This is a genomic window from Bifidobacterium anseris, from assembly GCF_002860345.1.
Lineage (GTDB): Bacteria > Actinomycetota > Actinomycetes > Actinomycetales > Bifidobacteriaceae > Bifidobacterium > Bifidobacterium anseris.
Genome location: NZ_NMYC01000001.1, coordinates 115,705 through 132,838, shown reverse-complemented (window position 1 = coordinate 132,838; position 17,134 = coordinate 115,705). Strand labels below are relative to the sequence as shown.

General features: G+C 65.9%; 13 protein-coding genes and 1 pseudogene. 6 read left to right on the top strand and 8 right to left on the bottom strand.

The features are described from left to right. Positions 1–274: 274 nt before the first annotated feature. The 4 genes from CGZ88_RS00560 to CGZ88_RS00545 form a co-directional block, all read right to left on the bottom strand. On the bottom strand, positions 275–1,891 hold the full coding sequence (locus CGZ88_RS00560) for a bifunctional folylpolyglutamate synthase/dihydrofolate synthase (protein ID WP_051198602.1): 1,617 nt from the start codon (positions 1,889–1,891) through the stop codon (positions 275–277). Between the two features lie 115 nt (positions 1,892–2,006). Beyond that, complete coding sequence (locus CGZ88_RS00555) at positions 2,007–2,495, bottom strand: hypothetical protein (RefSeq protein WP_101670854.1); 489 nt, start codon at positions 2,493–2,495, stop codon at positions 2,007–2,009. A 113-nt stretch (positions 2,496–2,608) separates the two neighbouring features. Next, entirely contained in the window at positions 2,609–3,199 is a 591-nt protein-coding gene (locus CGZ88_RS00550) for a hypothetical protein (protein ID WP_133120864.1), read from the bottom strand. A 140-nt stretch (positions 3,200–3,339) separates the two neighbouring features. Further along, positions 3,340–3,903 (bottom strand): GNAT family N-acetyltransferase, encoded by a 564-nt coding sequence (locus CGZ88_RS00545; RefSeq protein WP_026645158.1) that lies wholly within the window; start codon positions 3,901–3,903, stop codon positions 3,340–3,342. A 454-nt stretch (positions 3,904–4,357) separates the two neighbouring features. Here CGZ88_RS00545 and CGZ88_RS00540 point away from each other — a divergent pair, with 454 nt between their 5' ends. The 6 genes from CGZ88_RS00540 (at position 4,358) to dtd (ending at position 10,450) form a co-directional block, all read left to right on the top strand. Beyond that, entirely contained in the window at positions 4,358–5,941 is a 1,584-nt protein-coding gene (locus tag CGZ88_RS00540) for an aminopeptidase P family protein (RefSeq protein WP_026645159.1), read from the top strand. Continuing rightward, positions 5,938–6,465, top strand: coding sequence for an NUDIX hydrolase (locus CGZ88_RS00535; protein ID WP_101670853.1), 528 nt, complete (start codon positions 5,938–5,940; stop codon positions 6,463–6,465). Before CGZ88_RS00540 ends, CGZ88_RS00535 begins: the two co-directional genes overlap by 4 nt. 259 nt (positions 6,466–6,724) lie before the next feature. Then, positions 6,725–7,411 carry an NAD(P)H-binding protein gene (locus CGZ88_RS00530; protein WP_034523768.1) on the top strand — a complete coding sequence of 229 codons (687 nt, stop codon included), beginning with the start codon at positions 6,725–6,727 and terminating at the stop codon, positions 7,409–7,411. Positions 7,412–7,683: 272 nt separating this feature from the next. After that, positions 7,684–8,895 carry an ROK family transcriptional regulator gene (locus tag CGZ88_RS00525; protein WP_101670852.1) on the top strand — a complete coding sequence of 404 codons (1,212 nt, stop codon included), beginning with the start codon at positions 7,684–7,686 and terminating at the stop codon, positions 8,893–8,895. Between the two features lie 81 nt (positions 8,896–8,976). After that, positions 8,977–9,876, top strand: a complete 900-nt coding sequence (locus CGZ88_RS00520) for a carbohydrate kinase family protein (RefSeq protein WP_026645163.1) — start codon at positions 8,977–8,979, stop codon at positions 9,874–9,876. 94 nt (positions 9,877–9,970) lie between these two features. Beyond that, entirely contained in the window at positions 9,971–10,450 is a 480-nt protein-coding gene (gene dtd / locus CGZ88_RS00515) for a D-aminoacyl-tRNA deacylase (RefSeq protein ID WP_026645164.1), read from the top strand. Positions 10,451–10,589: 139 nt separating this feature from the next. Here dtd and CGZ88_RS00510 read toward each other — a convergent pair whose 3' ends face one another. The 4 genes and pseudogenes from CGZ88_RS00510 to CGZ88_RS00495 form a co-directional block, all read right to left on the bottom strand. Next, a complete protein-coding gene (locus CGZ88_RS00510; RefSeq protein WP_165778675.1) occupies positions 10,590–11,240 on the bottom strand; it encodes a DUF4190 domain-containing protein in 651 nt (216 codons plus the stop codon). A gap of 105 nt (positions 11,241–11,345) precedes the next feature. Beyond that, positions 11,346–12,521, bottom strand: a complete 1,176-nt coding sequence (locus tag CGZ88_RS00505; RefSeq protein WP_243390015.1) for a DUF3322 and DUF2220 domain-containing protein — start codon at positions 12,519–12,521, stop codon at positions 11,346–11,348. After that, positions 12,521–16,054, bottom strand: coding sequence for an ATP-binding protein (locus CGZ88_RS00500; protein WP_243390014.1), 3,534 nt, complete (start codon positions 16,052–16,054; stop codon positions 12,521–12,523). Before CGZ88_RS00500 ends, CGZ88_RS00505 begins: the two co-directional genes overlap by 1 nt. 352 nt (positions 16,055–16,406) lie before the next feature. Beyond that, positions 16,407–17,061: pseudogene (locus CGZ88_RS00495) on the bottom strand (DUF4194 domain-containing protein); the annotation flags it as partial. Positions 17,062–17,134 lie beyond the last annotated feature (73 nt).

Below are 17,134 nucleotides of genomic sequence, written 5' to 3'. Positions count from 1 at the left end.
GACGTCGAAGGCGGCGGAGCAGAAGCAGCCGCAGCAGCCGCGGCAGACGGCGGAGACGCAGACGCCGCAGAAGGCGGCCACTGACGCCGCCGCAAAGCCGGCGACTACGGCCGAAAAGCTCAATCCGCAATCCGCCAAGTAGGCTCTCCCTTACTTGGCGACTCATCTGCCATGCAACAGAGGGCGGTGACTCCCCGGTCGCCGCCCTCTGTTGCATCTCCTCTCCGCCGGCAGTCGGTGCTTGGACTCAGCCACATACTGCTGCAGCGGGCGCTCAGTCGGCGGTAGCAGACCCGTCGTCGGCGCTGCCGTCGGCCTCCTCGCCGCCCTCATCAGCCTCATCGTCAACGCCGAGGATGCTGTTCATGTCGAAGACGTCGAAGTCGGTGTCCGCATCGGATTCGTACTCGCGCTCAGCGGCGTCCATCTCAACACCCGCACCCGCAACACCGGCAGCCTCATCCCGGCCCTGCGGCGTCACCGCGACCTGATGGACGCGTTCCTCCTTCGGCTTGCGCAAATCCGGGTGGATCGATTCCTTGAGCAGCATGCGCGCGTCGCCCGCAGTGACGAAGCTGCCGCAGATGAGCACGCCGTGCCCGTAGCCGACGCCGAGCTCATCGTCGGCGTCCACACGGTTGACCGCTTCCTGAATCGCATCGGGCAGCGACGGGATGCAGGTGACGCGTTCCGGTCCGAACACGCCGCGCGCGATCTCGGCGAGCTTGTCAGCCGGCATCACGCGGTCCTTCCACGAGTTCTCGGTGACGATGATCTCGCTGACAATCGGCTCGAGCACACCGAGATACTCCTCGACCTGCTTATCCTCCATCATCGCGACGACGGCGACGAGCTGCGTGAAGTCGTAGTTTTCCTCGATCGCCGCGCGTAGCGCTTCGGCGGCGTTGACGTTGTGGCCGCCGTCGATGATGATCGTCGGCGAGTTCCTCACTTGTTCGATGCGTCCCGGAATCTTCACCGAGCTGAGCGCCTCGGCGACGAGATCGCCGTCGAGCGCGCCGGTGACCGGGATGACGACCTCGGCCGCGCACAGTGCCGCGAGCGCGTTGTGCGCCTGATGTTCGCCGAATTTGTCGAGCGGCACGTCGGCATAGGTGCCGTTCGGCGTGCGCAGCGTGACGACCTGTCCGCCGACGGCCGGCATGCGCGCGACGACTTCCGCCTCGTAGCCATCGCGGATGAGCGTCGCATGGTTCTCCATGACCGCTTCCCTGATGATCGGCATGACCTGGTCCGCATGCGGCTGTTCGCCGATGATCGCCGTGCAGCCCGGCTTGATGATGCCGACCTTTTCATCGGCGATTTCTTCGACGGTGCTGCCGAGCCATGCCATGTGGTCCATGTCGATCGGCCCGATGACTGCGGCGTCCGCGTCGAGCACGTTCGTCGCGTCCCACCGTCCGCCCATGCCGACTTCGACGATCGCGACGTCGACCGGCGCGTCCGCGAACTTCCAGATCGCCATCGTCGTGAGCACCTCGAAGAAGCTCATGCGTGGCGAGCCTTCCTCGTCCATTTTCTTGTCGACGAGCGCGACGAAGTCCCTGACTTCGTCCCAGAGTTCGACGAAGTCGTCGTCGGACAGGCGCTGCCCGTCGATCGCGATGCGTTCGTTGACGTGTTCGAGGTGCGGCGACGTGTACAGGCCTGTGCGCATGCCGTACGCGCGGCAGATCGCCTCCGCCATGCGCGCCGTCGACCCTTTACCGTTCGTGCCGGTGATGTGGATAACGCGGAATGAGTCCTGCGGATTGCCGAGCAGGTCGAGGATCATCTTCATTCGCTTGAGGTCGAGGTTCGTCGTGTTCCTCTCGCTCGGACGACTCATGATGTCACGTTCGACGTCCCGGATACTGCTCTTGTCTGCCATGCGTTCCGACCTTCCCGCTGCTTGCGTCAGCTGTGCTCCATCAGCTGTGATACAACCGTCCATTCTATGCCCGCGCCCGACCGTCCTGCGCGAGCGCACGCCGCGCGCCGTCCGCTCAGCCGTTGCCGCGGTCCTGCAGTTCCCATGCCTGTGTGCCGTCGGCCTGCGGCAGCAGCATGAACTCCTCCATATGGTCTTCGTCGTCCACGTGTTCGCGGCAGGTCATGTCGACGAACACGACCGCCGCGCCGTCGCGACCGTGTTGGCGCGCGGCGCGGCCCAACGCCGAGCCGTGTCCTTCGTCGTAGTCTGCGATTTCCATGTCGACGATCTCTTCGCTTTGTTTCTCGTCGTACTTGACTTTGTCGACGCTGCAGCTCTTCATGCTCACGTTCTCGCGGTACACGGCCTGCACAAGATCGTCGAGCTGCGCGCGTGTGAATTTCGATGATGCGGAGATCTCGAGCTGCGTGTGCGACGTGTCGAGCGGCTTCGGCCACAGCCAGTACGCGGCCACCGTGAGCGCGCTGATGACCGTCATCACCGTGATGATCTTCCACGGCGGCGTCGGTTCCACCGTTTCGTCCGCCGCCGTCGTATCCATTGATGTCTTATTCGTTGATGTCTTATCCCTCACCGTGCCGTGCCTTCCCTCACTGTGCCGTGTTCTCCCCGTGCTGTCGCTTCCGTCGTTTTCCCTCACTGCGGCGTCGCGTCCTACGCCGTGGCGTCGTCGTCGACGATCGGCACCGGCGCATCCGATTCGTCGATGCGGTAGGCGAACTCCGCCTTCGTCCCCTCGTCCGGCGTGATCGTGACGGTGCTCGAGTCGGCGCCGATGCCGGTCACGCCCATGTCCGCCACGCCGGCGTTCATGTACTGCGTGCCGCTGTACGGCCTGCATTCGAGATGCTGTCTGTTGAACTGCACGCCGAGCTGCCATTCCACGTTCGCGCCACCTTCGCCCGTGCACATGGCGACGAGCGTGTATGACTTGTTTGCGCTGAACTCCAGCTCGGTCCTGTTCTGCATCGTCTGAGGCGCGCGTGCGCCGTTCGTTTCCGTGTAGCTCGGCACGGGTCCGGCGAACTCAATCGTCTTGCCCGCCATCGGGAAGTCCCGCAGTTCGTCCTTGAGTCGATTGGCCTGATACTCGGGCAGCACATGGTATTCCTCATCCGCGCCCTGCGTCGCTGTGGCGGAGGCAGCCGGCGGTGTGGCGTCGTTCCGCTGCGCTTCGCTTGTCCCGCATCCTCCGGCCGTCATGACGGCCGCCGTCAGCAACGCCGCCGCCACGCTTACTCGCATCGATCTCCCCATCGCAATCCCCCCGTTTTTCCGTATCGTTCGATTTTTGTCGTGCCTTGATTGTCCCTCTCGCTGGCGATATCGACGGCATCGACACGCCGATGCAGCCGGTTTTCGCATCATCGATGATTACATGCGTCCTACGCGCGTTCCATCACCCAGTAGTCGTAGTAGTGCGTGCCGTCGTGGCCGATCAGCGGCTGGCGGCGCGCGGTGTAGCCGGCGCCGGCAAGCGCGGCGCGGCGTTCGACCGCGTACAGCGGCGCCTTCGTCGCAATCCTCGCGCAGCCGAACAATGTCATGAACGGCGCGGAGACGAGGTCGAGGAGGTCGCGGATGACGTCCTCGCGTTCGTAATCGACGGCCAGATCGACGCGCAGGATGCCGCAGCCGTCGTAATAGTCGTCGGCTTCGCGACGGAACATCTCCAGCGTGCCGATCACGGTTCCCGTCGCCAACGATTCGACGGCGAAGCGCACGAAGCCGCGCCGCGCGTATTCGTCGAGCCATGCGGCGATGCTCGCGCGCACGTCGTGCACGTCGCGGCAGTAGAAGTTCGCGCCATGGCAATTGTCGGAGTTGAAGAACGGCAGCGCGAGCCTGTCGCCATACACGGCGAGCAGATCGTCGGCGTCGTCGGGTTCGATCAGCCGGATGCGGTAGGCGTCGTCACACAGTTGCGGACAGCTGTCATAGATACTCATAGGTTCATTGTAGGCGCGTAGGCTGCCGTTCCCAGGCATGGACCGGCCGGTGTTTCTCCGCAAGGCGCGCGCCGGCGTCCTCGCAGCAGCGTGCGCGCCCGCATAACCGTATTCGGCGCCGCTTCTTTCGATATATGCGTGACGCCCCCTATGCCTCCCCGCACAAGCGAACAGATACGCGCATGAAGGCGATGCCATGCGCACATCATCGCACATCATCATTCAATGCCGACCGTCGACTCGCCGGCGACGCACGATCGAACGAAGCGCGCATCGCATAACCCGTCCGCACGGACGAACTATCGACCTATGCGGCGGCGCGCCTCGACGCCATACGCGACGCGCGCAGGCGGCGCCGGGTGCCGTTCATCCGCCCGGCGAAACAGGTTTCCTGCGGCGACTACGATGTTGGGCGACGACGACAACATCCGCGAACTTCGCAGAAAGGATCGATATGAGCGAAGTGATCACCGAGCAGGACAAGGAATACGAGGCGCGCGAACAGGCGGCCGCGCCGGGCGACGACCAGCCGATGGGCGACCGCGTCAACAACCGTTCGCTGCGTCCGCGTTCCGACGCCTTCGTCGAGTTCATGAGCAGCGGCTGGGACGACAACGAGCCGACGATCGAACGACTTGAGTCCGCCTCCTACATCCCGGCGCGACTGCAGGCGCTGAGCGAGGCCTTCCCCGGCGAACGGCTCGTCATCCCCGCCGGCCAGCCGAAGGTGCGCAACAACGACTGCGACTACGCGTTCCGCCCTGATTCGGCGTTCTCCTACTACACCGGCCTCGGCCAGGACTACGAGGCGGGCGCCGTGCTCGTGCTCGACCCGAACGCCGACGGCACGCACACGCCGATGCTGTTCGTCGCGCCGCGCGCCGACCATTACACGCAGGACTTCTTCAAGGATCCGCACTACGGCGAATACTGGGTCGGCCCGCGCGCGGGACTGAACGAGCTCGAGGCGATGACCGGCATCGAGACGCATGACATCGCCCAGCTGGCCGACATGCTCGGCAAGGACGTCGGCGACGAGGCCGGCGCCGTGCAGCTACGCGTGATTCGCGAAACCGATCCGCAGGTCACGGCGACAGTGAACGAGCTGCGCGAGGGGCATGGCTTCCCGAACGAGGCCGACAACACGGTGCGCGACGATAAGCTGCACGAGTTCGCCTCCGAGGCGCGCATGGAGAAGGACGACTTCGAGGTGCGCGAGATCCGCCGTGCCGTCGACGCGACGAAGCACGGCTTCGATAACATCCTGCGCAAGCTCCCGGATGCGCTCGGCAAGCCGCGTTCCGAACGCATCCTCGAAGGCGCGTTCAACTCGATCTCGCGCGAGGAAGGCAACGAGGTCGGCTACGACACGATCATCGCTTCGGGCGCACATGCGCCGATCCTGCACTGGATCCGCAACACCGGCACCGTCAACGCCGGCGAGCTGCTGCTCATCGACGCCGGCGTCGAAGTCGACTCGCTGTACACGGCCGACATCACGCGCACGTTCCCGACGAACGGCAAGTTCACCGACTTCCAGAAGAAGCTGTACCAAGCGGTGCTCGACTCGCAGCAGGCCGGCTTCGAGGCCGCCAAGCCGGGCGCGACCTATTCGGACATCCACCACGCCTGCATGCGCGTCATCGCCGAACGGCTGCACGACTGGGGCATCCTGCCGGTGGACGTCGAGGAGAGCCTGTCTCCCGAAGGCCAGCAGCATCGCCGTTGGCTCGCCTGCGGCGTCGCCCACCATCTCGGCCTCGACGTGCACGACTGCGCGCAGGCCCGCTACGAGTCGTATCAGGGCGCGAAGATCACGCCGGGCATGGTGTTCACGATCGAGCCGGGACTCTACTTCCGCGAGGACGATCTGATGATCCCGCCGGAGTACCGCGGCATCGGCATCCGCATCGAAGACGACGTGCTGATGACCGAGGACGGCCCCGAATGGATCTCCGCCGGCATCCCCAAGCAAATCGACGACGTCGAGGCGTGGATGGCGCAAATGGCCGCCGAAGGCGCGAAGGACGCGCGATGACGACGCCGACGTTCATCCTCGAGCTGCGTGAGCATATCGGACACGCACCGCTGTGGCTCATGGGCGCCTGCGCGTACATCGTCGATGACAACGGCCTCGTGCTGCTCGAACAGCGCGCGGACACCGGCAAGTGGGCACTCGTCTCCGGCATCATCGAACCGGGCGAGCAGCCTGCGGACACGATCGCGCGCGAAGCGAAGGAGGAGACCGGCGTCGACGTCATCGTCACCGATCTCGCCTGTGTCGAAGCCGACGACCATGTCATCACCTATCCCAACGGCGACCGCACGCAGTACCTCGATCATCTGTTCGTCGCCGAGGTCGATCCCGACGGCTGCAGCGAGCCGTGCATCGGCGACGACGAGTCGACGTCGGTCGGCTGGTTCGACCCCGACGAACTGCCCGAGCCGATGACGCCGAGCTCGCGCAAGCGCATCGAGGCCGCGCGCGACTTCCTGCGCCGCCGCGACGACGGCGACGCCCGCGCGAGCTTCACGTTCCGCGGCACGACGGTGCATCGCTGAACCGCCGCACCGAACGGATGGATCGGCGAGACGCATGCCGCATTCCCGATTCATCCGTTCGCGCACAACATCGCGTCGCAGCTCGACACGGCACGCGGACCGACCCAGTTTCCGCAAAAATGAGCTGAGAGCAAGCACGGCGCATCCTCGCCCGAACCGTCCTAAGATGAACGGCAGCAATGCGGACGAGGACCGCGACACGCTCCGTCCGCCACCGTGGACGTCCCTACGGGCGCCCTAACCATACGAGGTGATACCCATGAAGATTACGATTCTTGGAGCGAACGGACGTATCGCACGTCTCGCCGAGCAGATGCTGCTCGAACATGGCGACGTCGACCTGACGCTGTTCATCCACCGCGACAACGAACTCGGCGCCGACGTGCTCGACAACGAGCATGTGACGATCGTCACCGGCGACGCGAAGTCCGAAGCCGACCTGCTTCCGGCGATCGAAGGCGCCGACGCTGTCTACGCGAACCTGGCCGGCGGCCGTGACAGCAGCGCCGACATCATCCCGATGGCGAAGGCGACCGTCGCGGCGATGGACAAGGCCGGCGTCAAGCGTCTGATCTGGATTTCGTCGCTCGGCATCCACGGCGAGGTCCCCGGCGAGTTCGGCGCGTGGAACGCGCGCATCCTCGGCGACTACCTGACCAACTACCGCAAGGCCGCCGACGTTATCGAGGCAAGCGACCTCGACTACACGATCATCCGTCCGGCTTGGCTGACCGACAAGGACGAGGTCGACTTCGAGATCACCGAAAAGGGCGAACTGTTCAAGGGCACCGAGGTGTCGCGCAAGTCCGTCGCGAGCGAAGTCGTCACGCTGCTGTTCAACCCGGAAGAGGAGATTCGCTCCTCGATCGGTCTGGACAAGCCGGGCACCGAAGGCGACCGTCCGTCGTGGATGCTGTCGAACTCGACCGAGCATCTGTCCGAGTAAAGCAAGCACGATGACGAGCTGACGATCGGAGGGCCGCTCCCCTGACCGTCGCAACAGCTACCACCTGAGGCCGGCGCTGCGGCTGCATATATGACTTATGCAGCCGCAGCGCCGGCCTTTCGTCGTCCATCACGTCCTCCTCTCTCTTCTCGCTTCTTCGGCGTGTCGACTTGCCATCATGAATTAACGAAGTTAACATTTAACGTAGTTAATCAAAAGAAGCCCGCGACTACGGCAGCCACGGACACGGCGGACGGACACAGGGAGGTGTGATGGCGGCCGAACAACTCAACCAGTCGGAATGCAACCGTTCGCGCGTCATGCGTTTCCTGTACAACAACGGCGTCTCCTCGCGCGCGCAGATCGCGAAATCGCTCGGCCTGACGCCGGCCGCGATCACGAAGATCACGGCGAAGCTCATCGACGAAGGCCTCATAAGCGAGACCGGCGAGATCGAAGGCGCGCGCAACCGCCGCTCGATCGGCCTGCGGCTCGATCCGGAACGCTTCCACTTCATCGGCGTCAAGTTCGCGCGCAGCCTCATCCAGGTCGGCCTGTTCGACCTCGCCGGCAACGCGCAGCGGATCTGGGTGGACATGACGGCCGACCATCCGTCGATTGGCGACGCGATCACGTCGCTCAAGACGCTCATCGGACAGATCATGGCGCGCTTCAGCACCGTCGTCGCGATCGGCATGGCCGTGCCCGGCCCCTATCTGCGCGACTGCGGCCATACGGCCGTCGTCTCGTCGATGCAGCAGTGGCGCGATGTCAACTTCCCCGCCGAATTCGCCGACGCCTTCGCCGTGCCGGTGTTCATCGAGCAGGACGCGCGCGCCGGCGCACTCGCGCAGCAGCTGTTCGGCGACGACGGCGCGCGCGACGACCTCGCCTACTATCTGATCGGTGAAGGCGTCGGACTCGGCGTCGTCGAACGCGGACGCACGATCGACGGCGCGCGCGGCACCGCAACCGAGATCGGCCATGTGAGCATCGACGTCAACGGCAGGCGTTGCGACTGCGGCAACTACGGATGCCTCGAACGCTACTGCTCGGCCGTCGCGATCCACAAGGCGCTCGACGAGGACGGCGGCATCGTCGCCGACTCCGACACGATGACGCATATCGAGGCATGTGAGGCGCTGTTCGCGCTCGCCGCGGACGGCGACGCACGCGCACTCGAACTCGTGCGCCATATCGGCACCTACGTCGGCTATGGCCTCATCACGATCATCAACGCCTTCAATCCGCGGCGCATCATCATCGGCGACATCGTCTCGCATGCCGGCGAGCCGCTGCTCGCGTCGGCGATGCGCGTCGTCGACGACCGCGTGCTGCCCGAGCTGGCCGCCACGACGTCGGTCACGCTCTCCGACCTGCCGACCGACGCGGCCGTCACCGGCGCGGCGGCCGTCGCGATCACCGCGTTCCTCGAACAGCCGTCGCGCTTCGCCGACATCGCACGCCGAAGACGCGGCGACTGACGCCTCGCGTGGGCGGCGAACAGCACTTCCACCAATCAAATCGAACAACCACAACAACCAACAGAAGAAAGAAGGGTCATCATGGCCAAGCCAATCGTCGTCTCCCTCGGTGAGCTCCTGTGGGACATGCTCCCCACCGGCAAGCGCGCGGGCGGCGCGCCGGTCAACTTCGCCTACCATGCGATGATGAACGGCGCCGAAGCGTACTCGATCAGCGCGGTCGGCGAGGACGACCTCGGCGACGAGCTCGCAATCGCCGCCGAGAAGTCCGGCATCCACGCCGTCCTGCAGCGCAACGCATGGCCGACCGGCACCGTCGAGGTCGCGCTCAAGAACGGCATCCCCGAGTACACGATCGTCGAGAACGTCGCCTGGGACCACATCTCCTACACGCGTCAGCTCATCGACATCGTCGAGCAGGCCGACGCCGTGTGCTTCGGCACGCTCGCGCTGCGTTCCCCCGAATCGCACGACACGATCATCGAACTGCTCAAGCACACGAAGGACGGCGCGCTCAAGTTCTTCGACATCAACCTGCGCGGCGACATGTATTCGAAGGAACTCATCGAGGAGATGCTCGGCTACGCGAACGTCTTCAAGATCAACGACGAGGAACTGCTGCTGCTGCGCGGCATGTTCGGCATCGAGGACACCTCCGACGAAGAGGCCTGCAAGTGGTTCATCGATCAGTACGACCTGCGCTACCTGATCCTCACCGGCGGCGCGACGTTCTCGACGATCATGTCGAACGACGGCGAGATCTCGACGCTGAGCACGCCGCGCGTGACCGTCGTCGACACCGTCGGCGCCGGCGACTCGTTCTCCGGCACCTTCACCGGCCGCATCCTCTCCGGCGATTCACTCGGACTGGCGCACCGCGCAGCCGTCAACACGGCCGCGTTCGTCTGCACGCAGGAAGGCGCATGGCCGACCTACCCGAAGACGATGCCCGACTACCTCAAGGACATCCTCGGCCAGTGAGCCGAAACGACGCGCTCGCACATATGATGGCGCCCCGTGGCGATTTTGCCGCGGGGCGCCATCGTCGTTCCGCCATGCGCGCTACAGTGCAGGCATGCGCGTTGTACTCCAGAAAGTGAGTCGGGCGGCCGTGACCGTGACCGACGAATCCAGCGGCGAACTTGATCCGACCTTCCCCGAGCGCGGCATCGGCGTCGGCTACATGCTGCTCGTCGGCGTCGCCGACTCCGACGGCGCACGGCAGGTCGACTGGCTCGCCCATAAGATCGCGAATCTGCGCGTCTTCGAGGACGAGGACGGCAGAATGAACCGTTCGATCCACGACGTCGACGGCGCGATCCTGTCGATCTCGCAGTTCACGCTCTACGGCAACGTGCGCAAAGGCAACCGTCCGAGTTTCGTCGCCGCCGGCGCGCCCGCGCATGCCGAGGAGGTCTGGCTCGCCTTCAACGACGCGCTGCGCGCGCAGGGACTCGATGTGAAGACCGGCCGCTTCGGCGCGCATATGAACGTTTCGCTGACGAACGACGGCCCCGTCACAATCCTCTTCGACACCGACGAACTCGGCATCTGACGCAATTCGGGCGGCGACCGTCACCGGTCGCCGCCCGAATTCCCGTACTTCTTCCCGCGGTCGCCCGCGGGAACGCGGATGATGCCACTATACATCACAGCGCATATCTCACGCCGCGCGGCGCATCACGACAGCATGGTCACCATGTGCGCAGCATGCCGGTGCTCAGCATCAGGAAGGACATGAGGAACGACAGCACGCTGATGATGAGGCCGGCGATCGCGAATCCGCGTCCGCGTTTGCCGTTGCGTTGCACGTTGACGAGTCCGATGATCGAGAAGATGAGGCCGAACAGCGGAATGATCAGCGACATCACGAAACCGGCGATGCACATGCCGTCGTAGCCGTTGCCCTCCGGCGTGCCGGTGCGGCGCTCATAATCCTGATACCGTTGGCGATTCGTGCCGTAAGGATCCGGCTGCCCGTAGTAGCCGCCTTGCTGCGCGTAGGGATTGCCCTGCTGCTGGGCGTAAGGGTTGTTCTGCTGCCCATAAGGGTCGCTCGGATACTGCACGCCCGGATACGGCGCCTGCGGGTACTGCCCCGGCTGTGCGGACTGTGCGGACTGTGTTGCCGCGTCCGCCGCCGGCCGCTCCGGCTTGCCGAAGGGGTAGCGTTCGTCGTCGCTCATGCCGGGATCGGCATAGGCGCCGTACTCCGGCTGGCTGGGCGCGCCTGCCGCATTGGTGGCGCCGCCCGATCCCAGCTGTCCATTCGCTGTGTCGCCGTACGGCAACTGGGCGTTACCGCCCGTCATGTCCATCGGCGTGGGTTCGTTCTCGTTTGCCATGTTCTCCATCCTAAAGGAGCGTTGCGAATCCCACACGCGCCGTCTTGATTCCGCGCACGACTCGCACATTCCCGGATGCCATATATGTCCGATGTTGCGCCGCCCTCACCAGCCGATCGACCACAGCGCCTCCACGGCGCACGCAATCGGGATGCGTTCCTGCTCGATGCGCGGCACTTCCATCTCCCCGGGCGTGCACAGCGCGCAGTAGAGCGCATATTCGTCGTCGTCGAGCCGCATCGCCGAAGCCGCCAATGGCTCACACGCGCCGATTGCGCGGCTGTGCGCGTCGAGCCGCGTGCCGAAGCGCATGTAGCGCGTATAAGTCGCCCGATCCATCAGGATGCTCATGCAGTCGACGCCGGAGGCGCGCACGGCGGCAAGGATCTCGAAACCGACCGCGTCGAGGTCTCCCCAATACACGACGTCGCAGTCGGCGAGGAACGGCAGCAGCCGCGCGGCGCGCACGGCGGCGAAGCCCGACCCGAACACGCACAGCGCGTCGGCGAAGGCCGGCATCGCCTGATACGTGTCCTTGTTCTCCACGATGATCGCGCGGCGCACCGAATGTTCCGGTTCACGTTGCGGCGTCACGGCGATGCGGTCGGGAGCGCCGGCCGCCGCAGGATCGAGGTAGCGGTAGCGCAGCTCCTCGGGACGTTCGCGCAACAGCAGCGCGTCAACGCCGAGCACCGTGCAGATCGCCGCCCGCCGCCGCGAGCGCGCGCCCCCGAGCCATTTCGCCGAGAATCCCTCAAGCGGCACCTCGCGCGCCGTCATCGCCGCGACTACGTTGTCATGCGCACCGAACCATGCGGCCGCCGCCGTGAACAGCGCGAAGTCGACGTCCGTCTCGTCGCCGAGGCGTTGCACCGCGCGCATCGCGACCTCAGGCGCCACGCCGCACGTCTGCTCGATCTGCGCGGCGCGTGCGAGCACCCGTTCGCGTGCGTGGCGCAGCCGACCGCCGGCGATCGCGAGCGCCGCCTGCTCATCGGGCACGGTGACGTGGTCGATGAGCATGACGCGCGCGCCGAGTCGGCGTGCCGTGAACGTCACGTCGCAGCCGTAGCGCGCTGCGAAGTCCTTGAGCGCGTTGTTCGCGTCGTGCACGGCGTTGACGTCGGAGACGAGCATCGCCTCCTTCGGCCACTGCACGGCCTTCGTGCGCGGCCACGGGTCATCGACGGCGAACATCTCGCGTTCGACGGTCCGCGCGACCCATCGGCGCAGGTCGTCGGGTGTCGCCGTGCCCTGCGGATGCGCGGTACCCCCGCCCATCAGCGCTCCCCGTCGCGCGGCGCGGCGGCGTCAGCAGCAGCGGCATCGTCAGCAGCGTCCTCATCGTCGTCGATCCACGTGTTTTCGAGCACCGTGCGGCCGCTGTCCGGGTCCTTCCTCGCGATGACGGTTTTCGACGCCGATCCCATGATCTCGTTCGTCTTCGATTCGGGCGCCGAGACGATCACCTGGAATCCCAGACCCGGCAGCACACTCAGCGCGCGGCGCGTGTACTGGCCGTCGGCCTTGATGAGCGCCTCGTCGAGGAAGACGGTCGCGTACGACGGCCGCGTCGCATTGTCGTTGGCGAGCAGATACATGAGCGCCGCGCCATACGCGAAAGACGTGAGCTCCTGCAGATAGCCGCCGGAACCGCCGCCGGTCGAGTTGATATGTTCGATCTGGCCGTCCGAGTGCGCCACCGATCCGAAGAAGCGCGAACGTCGTCGCGGGTCGAGGTTCGCGTTGCCGTGTCCGGTGCCGGCGAACTCGTCGAAGCTCTCCTTGAGCTGTGCGATGAACGGCGCGCATCCGTTGAACAGCCGCTTGCAGCGTTCGACGTCGTTGCCGCCGTTTTCGCGGAACGCGCTCATCTGCTCGATCTGCCTGCCGAGCGCGGCGAGGAACGCGGCGTCCGGGTTGCGCACCTGCACGACGATCGACAGTCGGCCGCGCCGCGCGCCGAAGGGGTAGCGTTCGAGCAGCCGGTTGATCTTGTCGATCTGTTCGCGGATGCGCTGTGTGTCGGCCTTGAGCATCTGCTGCAGCTCGGCGAGGTCCTGGTAGATCTTGTTGAGCGAGTTGAAGTATTCGACGTGCACCGCCTCGTCGCCGATCATGTTCGGCTTGAGCTCCTCGAGATCGTGCATGAAGTACCGCGCGTTCTCAACGTCGGCGTCGATGCGTGCATCGCTGGACGCGTACTGGTCGAGGTAGGCGCGCATGCTCGCCTCGCATGAGCGGCGTCGCGCGTCGCGCTGCGCGACGAGTTCGCCGATTCTGGTACGCACGCCGTCGGTGACCGACGTCTTGAGTTCCATGAAGCGGCGCGCCGACGTCGCGTTCGCGCGCGCGTGTCCGCCGTGCGAGCCGCTCGCCTGATCGTCGAGGGCGAGCAGGCGGCGGACGCGTTCGCCCGCCTCCTTCGTGCCGTCGCCGAAATAGGCGAGGTAGCAGCGTTCGAGCAATGTCGCGCACGCCTCGTCGACGGCCGGCAGACCGCCCGTGCCCAGCTGTGCGCGTTCGGCGATCCATTGGCGTGCCGTCGCGAGCGCCGCCTGCGCGCGCCGATGGTCGTCCTCGGCGCTGTATGCGGCGGCGCGCGCCTTCGCGAGCTCCTGCTTGGCACCGTCGAGCGCGGCGCTGATCTGCGCGATCTGCGGGTCGTCGCGCAGTTCATCGATCCTCGTCAGCAGCGCCTCGATCCGCAGCTGCACACCGTTCGCGTCGACGTCCTGCCAGCTGTAGTCGCGCAGTCGTTCGGCGAGCGCGTGGGCCGTCTCGATCCCGCGCGCCTCGGCGTCGAGTTCCTTGACGTGGGCGTCGGCGTGCGCGAGCGCGTCGCCGGCCTGCGCGATCTCACGACGCAGCTCGTCGAGGTAGCGTTCAGTGACGAAGCCGATGACGGCCGCGATGCCCTTCGTGCCGTGGCTGCCGCGGCGGCCATCCTTGATCTGGCCGTCGCGCTGCACCTGACGTCCGTGCTCGTCGAGGTCGTCGATCGCCTCAACGCAGCGCGCGTCGGTGCGCGGGTCAGCGACGCGGCGGCGCACCCATGCGGCGACCGGCGACTCGTCGTTGAACGTGAGCTTGCCAGAAAGCCATCCTTCGCGCGGCGCGGCGTCGTCAGCGTCAATATCAACGTCGATGTCGGTGTCGACGAACTGCCAGTTGCGCCGCGGCATCGCCTCGCGCGGAATCGTCGAGACCTTCGCTGCGAAGCCGTCCTCGTAACGGCGGTCGACGAGCAGGATCGGCGCGATCGACGCGTAGACGACGTTCATCGCCGCGCGCCAGTCCTCGGCATCGTCGGCGACGTCCATCAGTTCGGCGACGTACGGCAGTTCGGCGGCCGTCAGTCCGGTGGCGCGCGCGATCATCGCACGCGTCTCGTCCATCTCCTTCGTGATGCGCGTGCGCGAACGTTCCTTGCGCGCGTAGTCGCGGTTGAGCTCGTCGAGCCGTTCCTGCGCCTGCTTGTGTGCGTCGAAGGCCTCGTACTGCCGCTGCCTGAGCGTGGCGCGGCGGCTCTCGTAGGAGTCTTCGCGCGCCGCGTAGTCATCGGCGAGCCGCTGCCATTGCTCGCGTGTGGCGGGCAGCTGTTCGCCGGCCTTCGTGAAATACGGCGCGAGCTTCTCGGCGCGTTCGGTGACGCGGCCCATGTCCTGCTTCGCCTGCGCGAGCTTGCGTTCGAGCCCTTCGATCTCGTCGCCGCCGGAGCCGCTGAGCTGACGGATGAGCGAGGCGACCTCGTCGTCGAGCCGCGCGACGCGCGCACGCGTCTCGTCGACGTCGGCGGCGCTGCGTTCGGCGAGGATCTCGTACTGCGGCAGCACATCGGCGACGTCCTGCGTCAGACGCATGTCGAGCCACTGCGCGCGCAGTTCGCCTGTCGTGTCATGTTCGGGGTCGATCGCGCGCAGCTCGCGCACGCCACAGTCGGCGGCCTCGTACTGGTCGTATTCGTCGATGATCGTCTCAAGGCTGCGCACGCGCGTGCGGTTGCGTTCCATGCTCGAAAAGTTCTGCGCGTACTGTTCATAGTCCTCGACGGCGTCGCGGCCGGAGCGGATCGCGCGCGGCTCGTCAAGCACGCCCTTGCGGAAAATGTCGTCGAGCTGCGACGGCGCGTCCGACGCCTGCATGCGGTGCAACAGCCTGCACGCGGCCTCGGTCAGCCCGAAGCGTTTCCACACGTCCTCGTGGAACTGCCGGGCGGAGTTGTAGGCGACGACGCCCGGATAGAGCTGCCTGAGCATCGGAATCGTGAATTTCTCGTCGCGCCGCGCGTCGAGCAGGACGGGGTCGAGCGGCCGTTCACAGACGGCGTACAGTTTCGTCATCGACTCCGACGTGCCGTCCGCCGGCAGCCACATGAACTTCGCAATCCACAGCGAGCCGCTGTTCGCCGTGTCCTCGTATTCGTCGACGATCGCGCCCCAGACGGCGTAGGGGTCGCCGGCGTTGTCACGGCCGCGCAGATACAGCGGCTCGTCGTGGCCGTTGTTGTTGCGGATGCCGCGCAGGCCGAGCAGATACGAGTAGTCGGAACGATCGGAACGGCCGGCGTTCGATGCCTTGTTGAACGCGGCGTTCGCCGGGTACAGCAACGAGACCTGCGCGTCGACAAGCGTCGACTTGCCCGATTCACTCTGCCCGGTCAGCAGCGTCACCGTGCCGTCCTCGGCCATCGACGGACGGAAGACGTGGCGGCCGTCATACGACCCCCAGTTGACGAGCTGGCGTTCCTTGAGCATCCAATGCCGCGGCAGCAGCTCGATCGGCGTGTACAGATCATCGGTCGTCGCGCTCAAAACAGCACCTCCTCCGTCATCGAGTCGTCGTGCGCGGATGCGGCGGCTGCCGATTCATCGTCGGCATCGTTGGACGCTGCATCGTCGTCGGCGGCATCGATCACGTCGCCGGCATCGTCATCGTCATCGTCGCTGGCATCATCGGTCACATCGTCGATATCGTCGGTCGCATCGTCGGATGCGCCGATGATGCCGAGGATGTCACCGAAATTGCCGTCGTCATCCACTTCGGGCGCCTCGTCCGCGTTGTCGGCACCGTTCGCTTGCCCGTCGTTCGGCGTCGTGACATCGTCGTGGACGTCGGCAGCGCGACCGGCAGCGCGATCATCGGCGCGAACGTCGTCGCTGTCCTCGTCGTCCAATCCGAGCCAGCGGTTGATGCGGTCGGCGTTGAGCACGACGGGCACGAGCTTCGTGATCACGTACATCGCGTCGTCGGCACCGTCCTCAAGGAATCCGTAGGTGCGCATCGCGCCGATGAGCCGGTCGGCGCGCGCGATGACCGCCTCCTCGCTGTTGCGGCCGGCAAAGGGACCGCCGCCGACGCTCAGCGACTGGACGATCTCCTCGCGCGAGACAATCCACGAGTCCGCGTCGACGCCCACGTTCTCATATTCGAGCACCTTGCGGCGCAGCATCGCGACAACGACCGCCTCCTCGGCACTGAGCGTCACGCGCGTCTTGAGCGATCGAAGCGCATACTCGTCTGCGCGGATCGGCTCGGCGTACATGACCTCGTAGTATTCGTCGACGACCGGCACGAGCATATCGTTGTTGAGCGAGCGGCGCACATCGTCCATGTAGTCGCGCGCCTGCCGGTACAGGTCGCCGCTGATCGCACGGTTGCGCTTGAGTGCGATCGCCGCCTCGCGCGCCGGCGCCGGCATGTCGCCGACGTCGCCGTCGAACAACGCATGCACGTTCGCAAGATCGGCGACGCCCGCGCCGTCCTCGACGCCCTCACGCCAATCGCCGCCGCTCGTCGCACAGACGACGCCGGCGTCCATGCCGGCGTCGTTGTTCGGATTCGTCATCGCCTCTGCCACCGTTCCTCGCTTTCCCCGGCCGGATCTCCGGCCG

Excerpts from the sequence above, each read along its gene's own strand:
- CGZ88_RS00560 (WP_051198602.1), bottom strand. The coding sequence starts at position 1,891 with ATGGCAGACAAGAGCAGTATCCGGGACGTCGAACGTGACATCATGAGT.
- CGZ88_RS00555 (WP_101670854.1), bottom strand. The coding sequence starts at position 2,495 with ATGGATACGACGGCGGCGGACGAAACGGTGGAACCGACGCCGCCGTGG.
- CGZ88_RS00550 (WP_133120864.1), bottom strand. The coding sequence starts at position 3,199 with ATGCGAGTAAGCGTGGCGGCGGCGTTGCTGACGGCGGCCGTCATGACG.
- CGZ88_RS00545 (WP_026645158.1), bottom strand. The coding sequence starts at position 3,903 with ATGAGTATCTATGACAGCTGTCCGCAACTGTGTGACGACGCCTACCGC.
- CGZ88_RS00540 (WP_026645159.1), top strand. The coding sequence starts at position 4,358 with ATGAGCGAAGTGATCACCGAGCAGGACAAGGAATACGAGGCGCGCGAA.
- CGZ88_RS00535 (WP_101670853.1), top strand. The coding sequence starts at position 5,938 with ATGACGACGCCGACGTTCATCCTCGAGCTGCGTGAGCATATCGGACAC.
- CGZ88_RS00530 (WP_034523768.1), top strand. The coding sequence starts at position 6,725 with ATGAAGATTACGATTCTTGGAGCGAACGGACGTATCGCACGTCTCGCC.
- CGZ88_RS00525 (WP_101670852.1), top strand. The coding sequence starts at position 7,684 with ATGGCGGCCGAACAACTCAACCAGTCGGAATGCAACCGTTCGCGCGTC.
- CGZ88_RS00520 (WP_026645163.1), top strand. The coding sequence starts at position 8,977 with ATGGCCAAGCCAATCGTCGTCTCCCTCGGTGAGCTCCTGTGGGACATG.
- dtd (WP_026645164.1), top strand. The coding sequence starts at position 9,971 with ATGCGCGTTGTACTCCAGAAAGTGAGTCGGGCGGCCGTGACCGTGACC.
- CGZ88_RS00510 (WP_165778675.1), bottom strand. The coding sequence starts at position 11,240 with ATGGCAAACGAGAACGAACCCACGCCGATGGACATGACGGGCGGTAAC.
- CGZ88_RS00505 (WP_243390015.1), bottom strand. The coding sequence starts at position 12,521 with ATGGGCGGGGGTACCGCGCATCCGCAGGGCACGGCGACACCCGACGAC.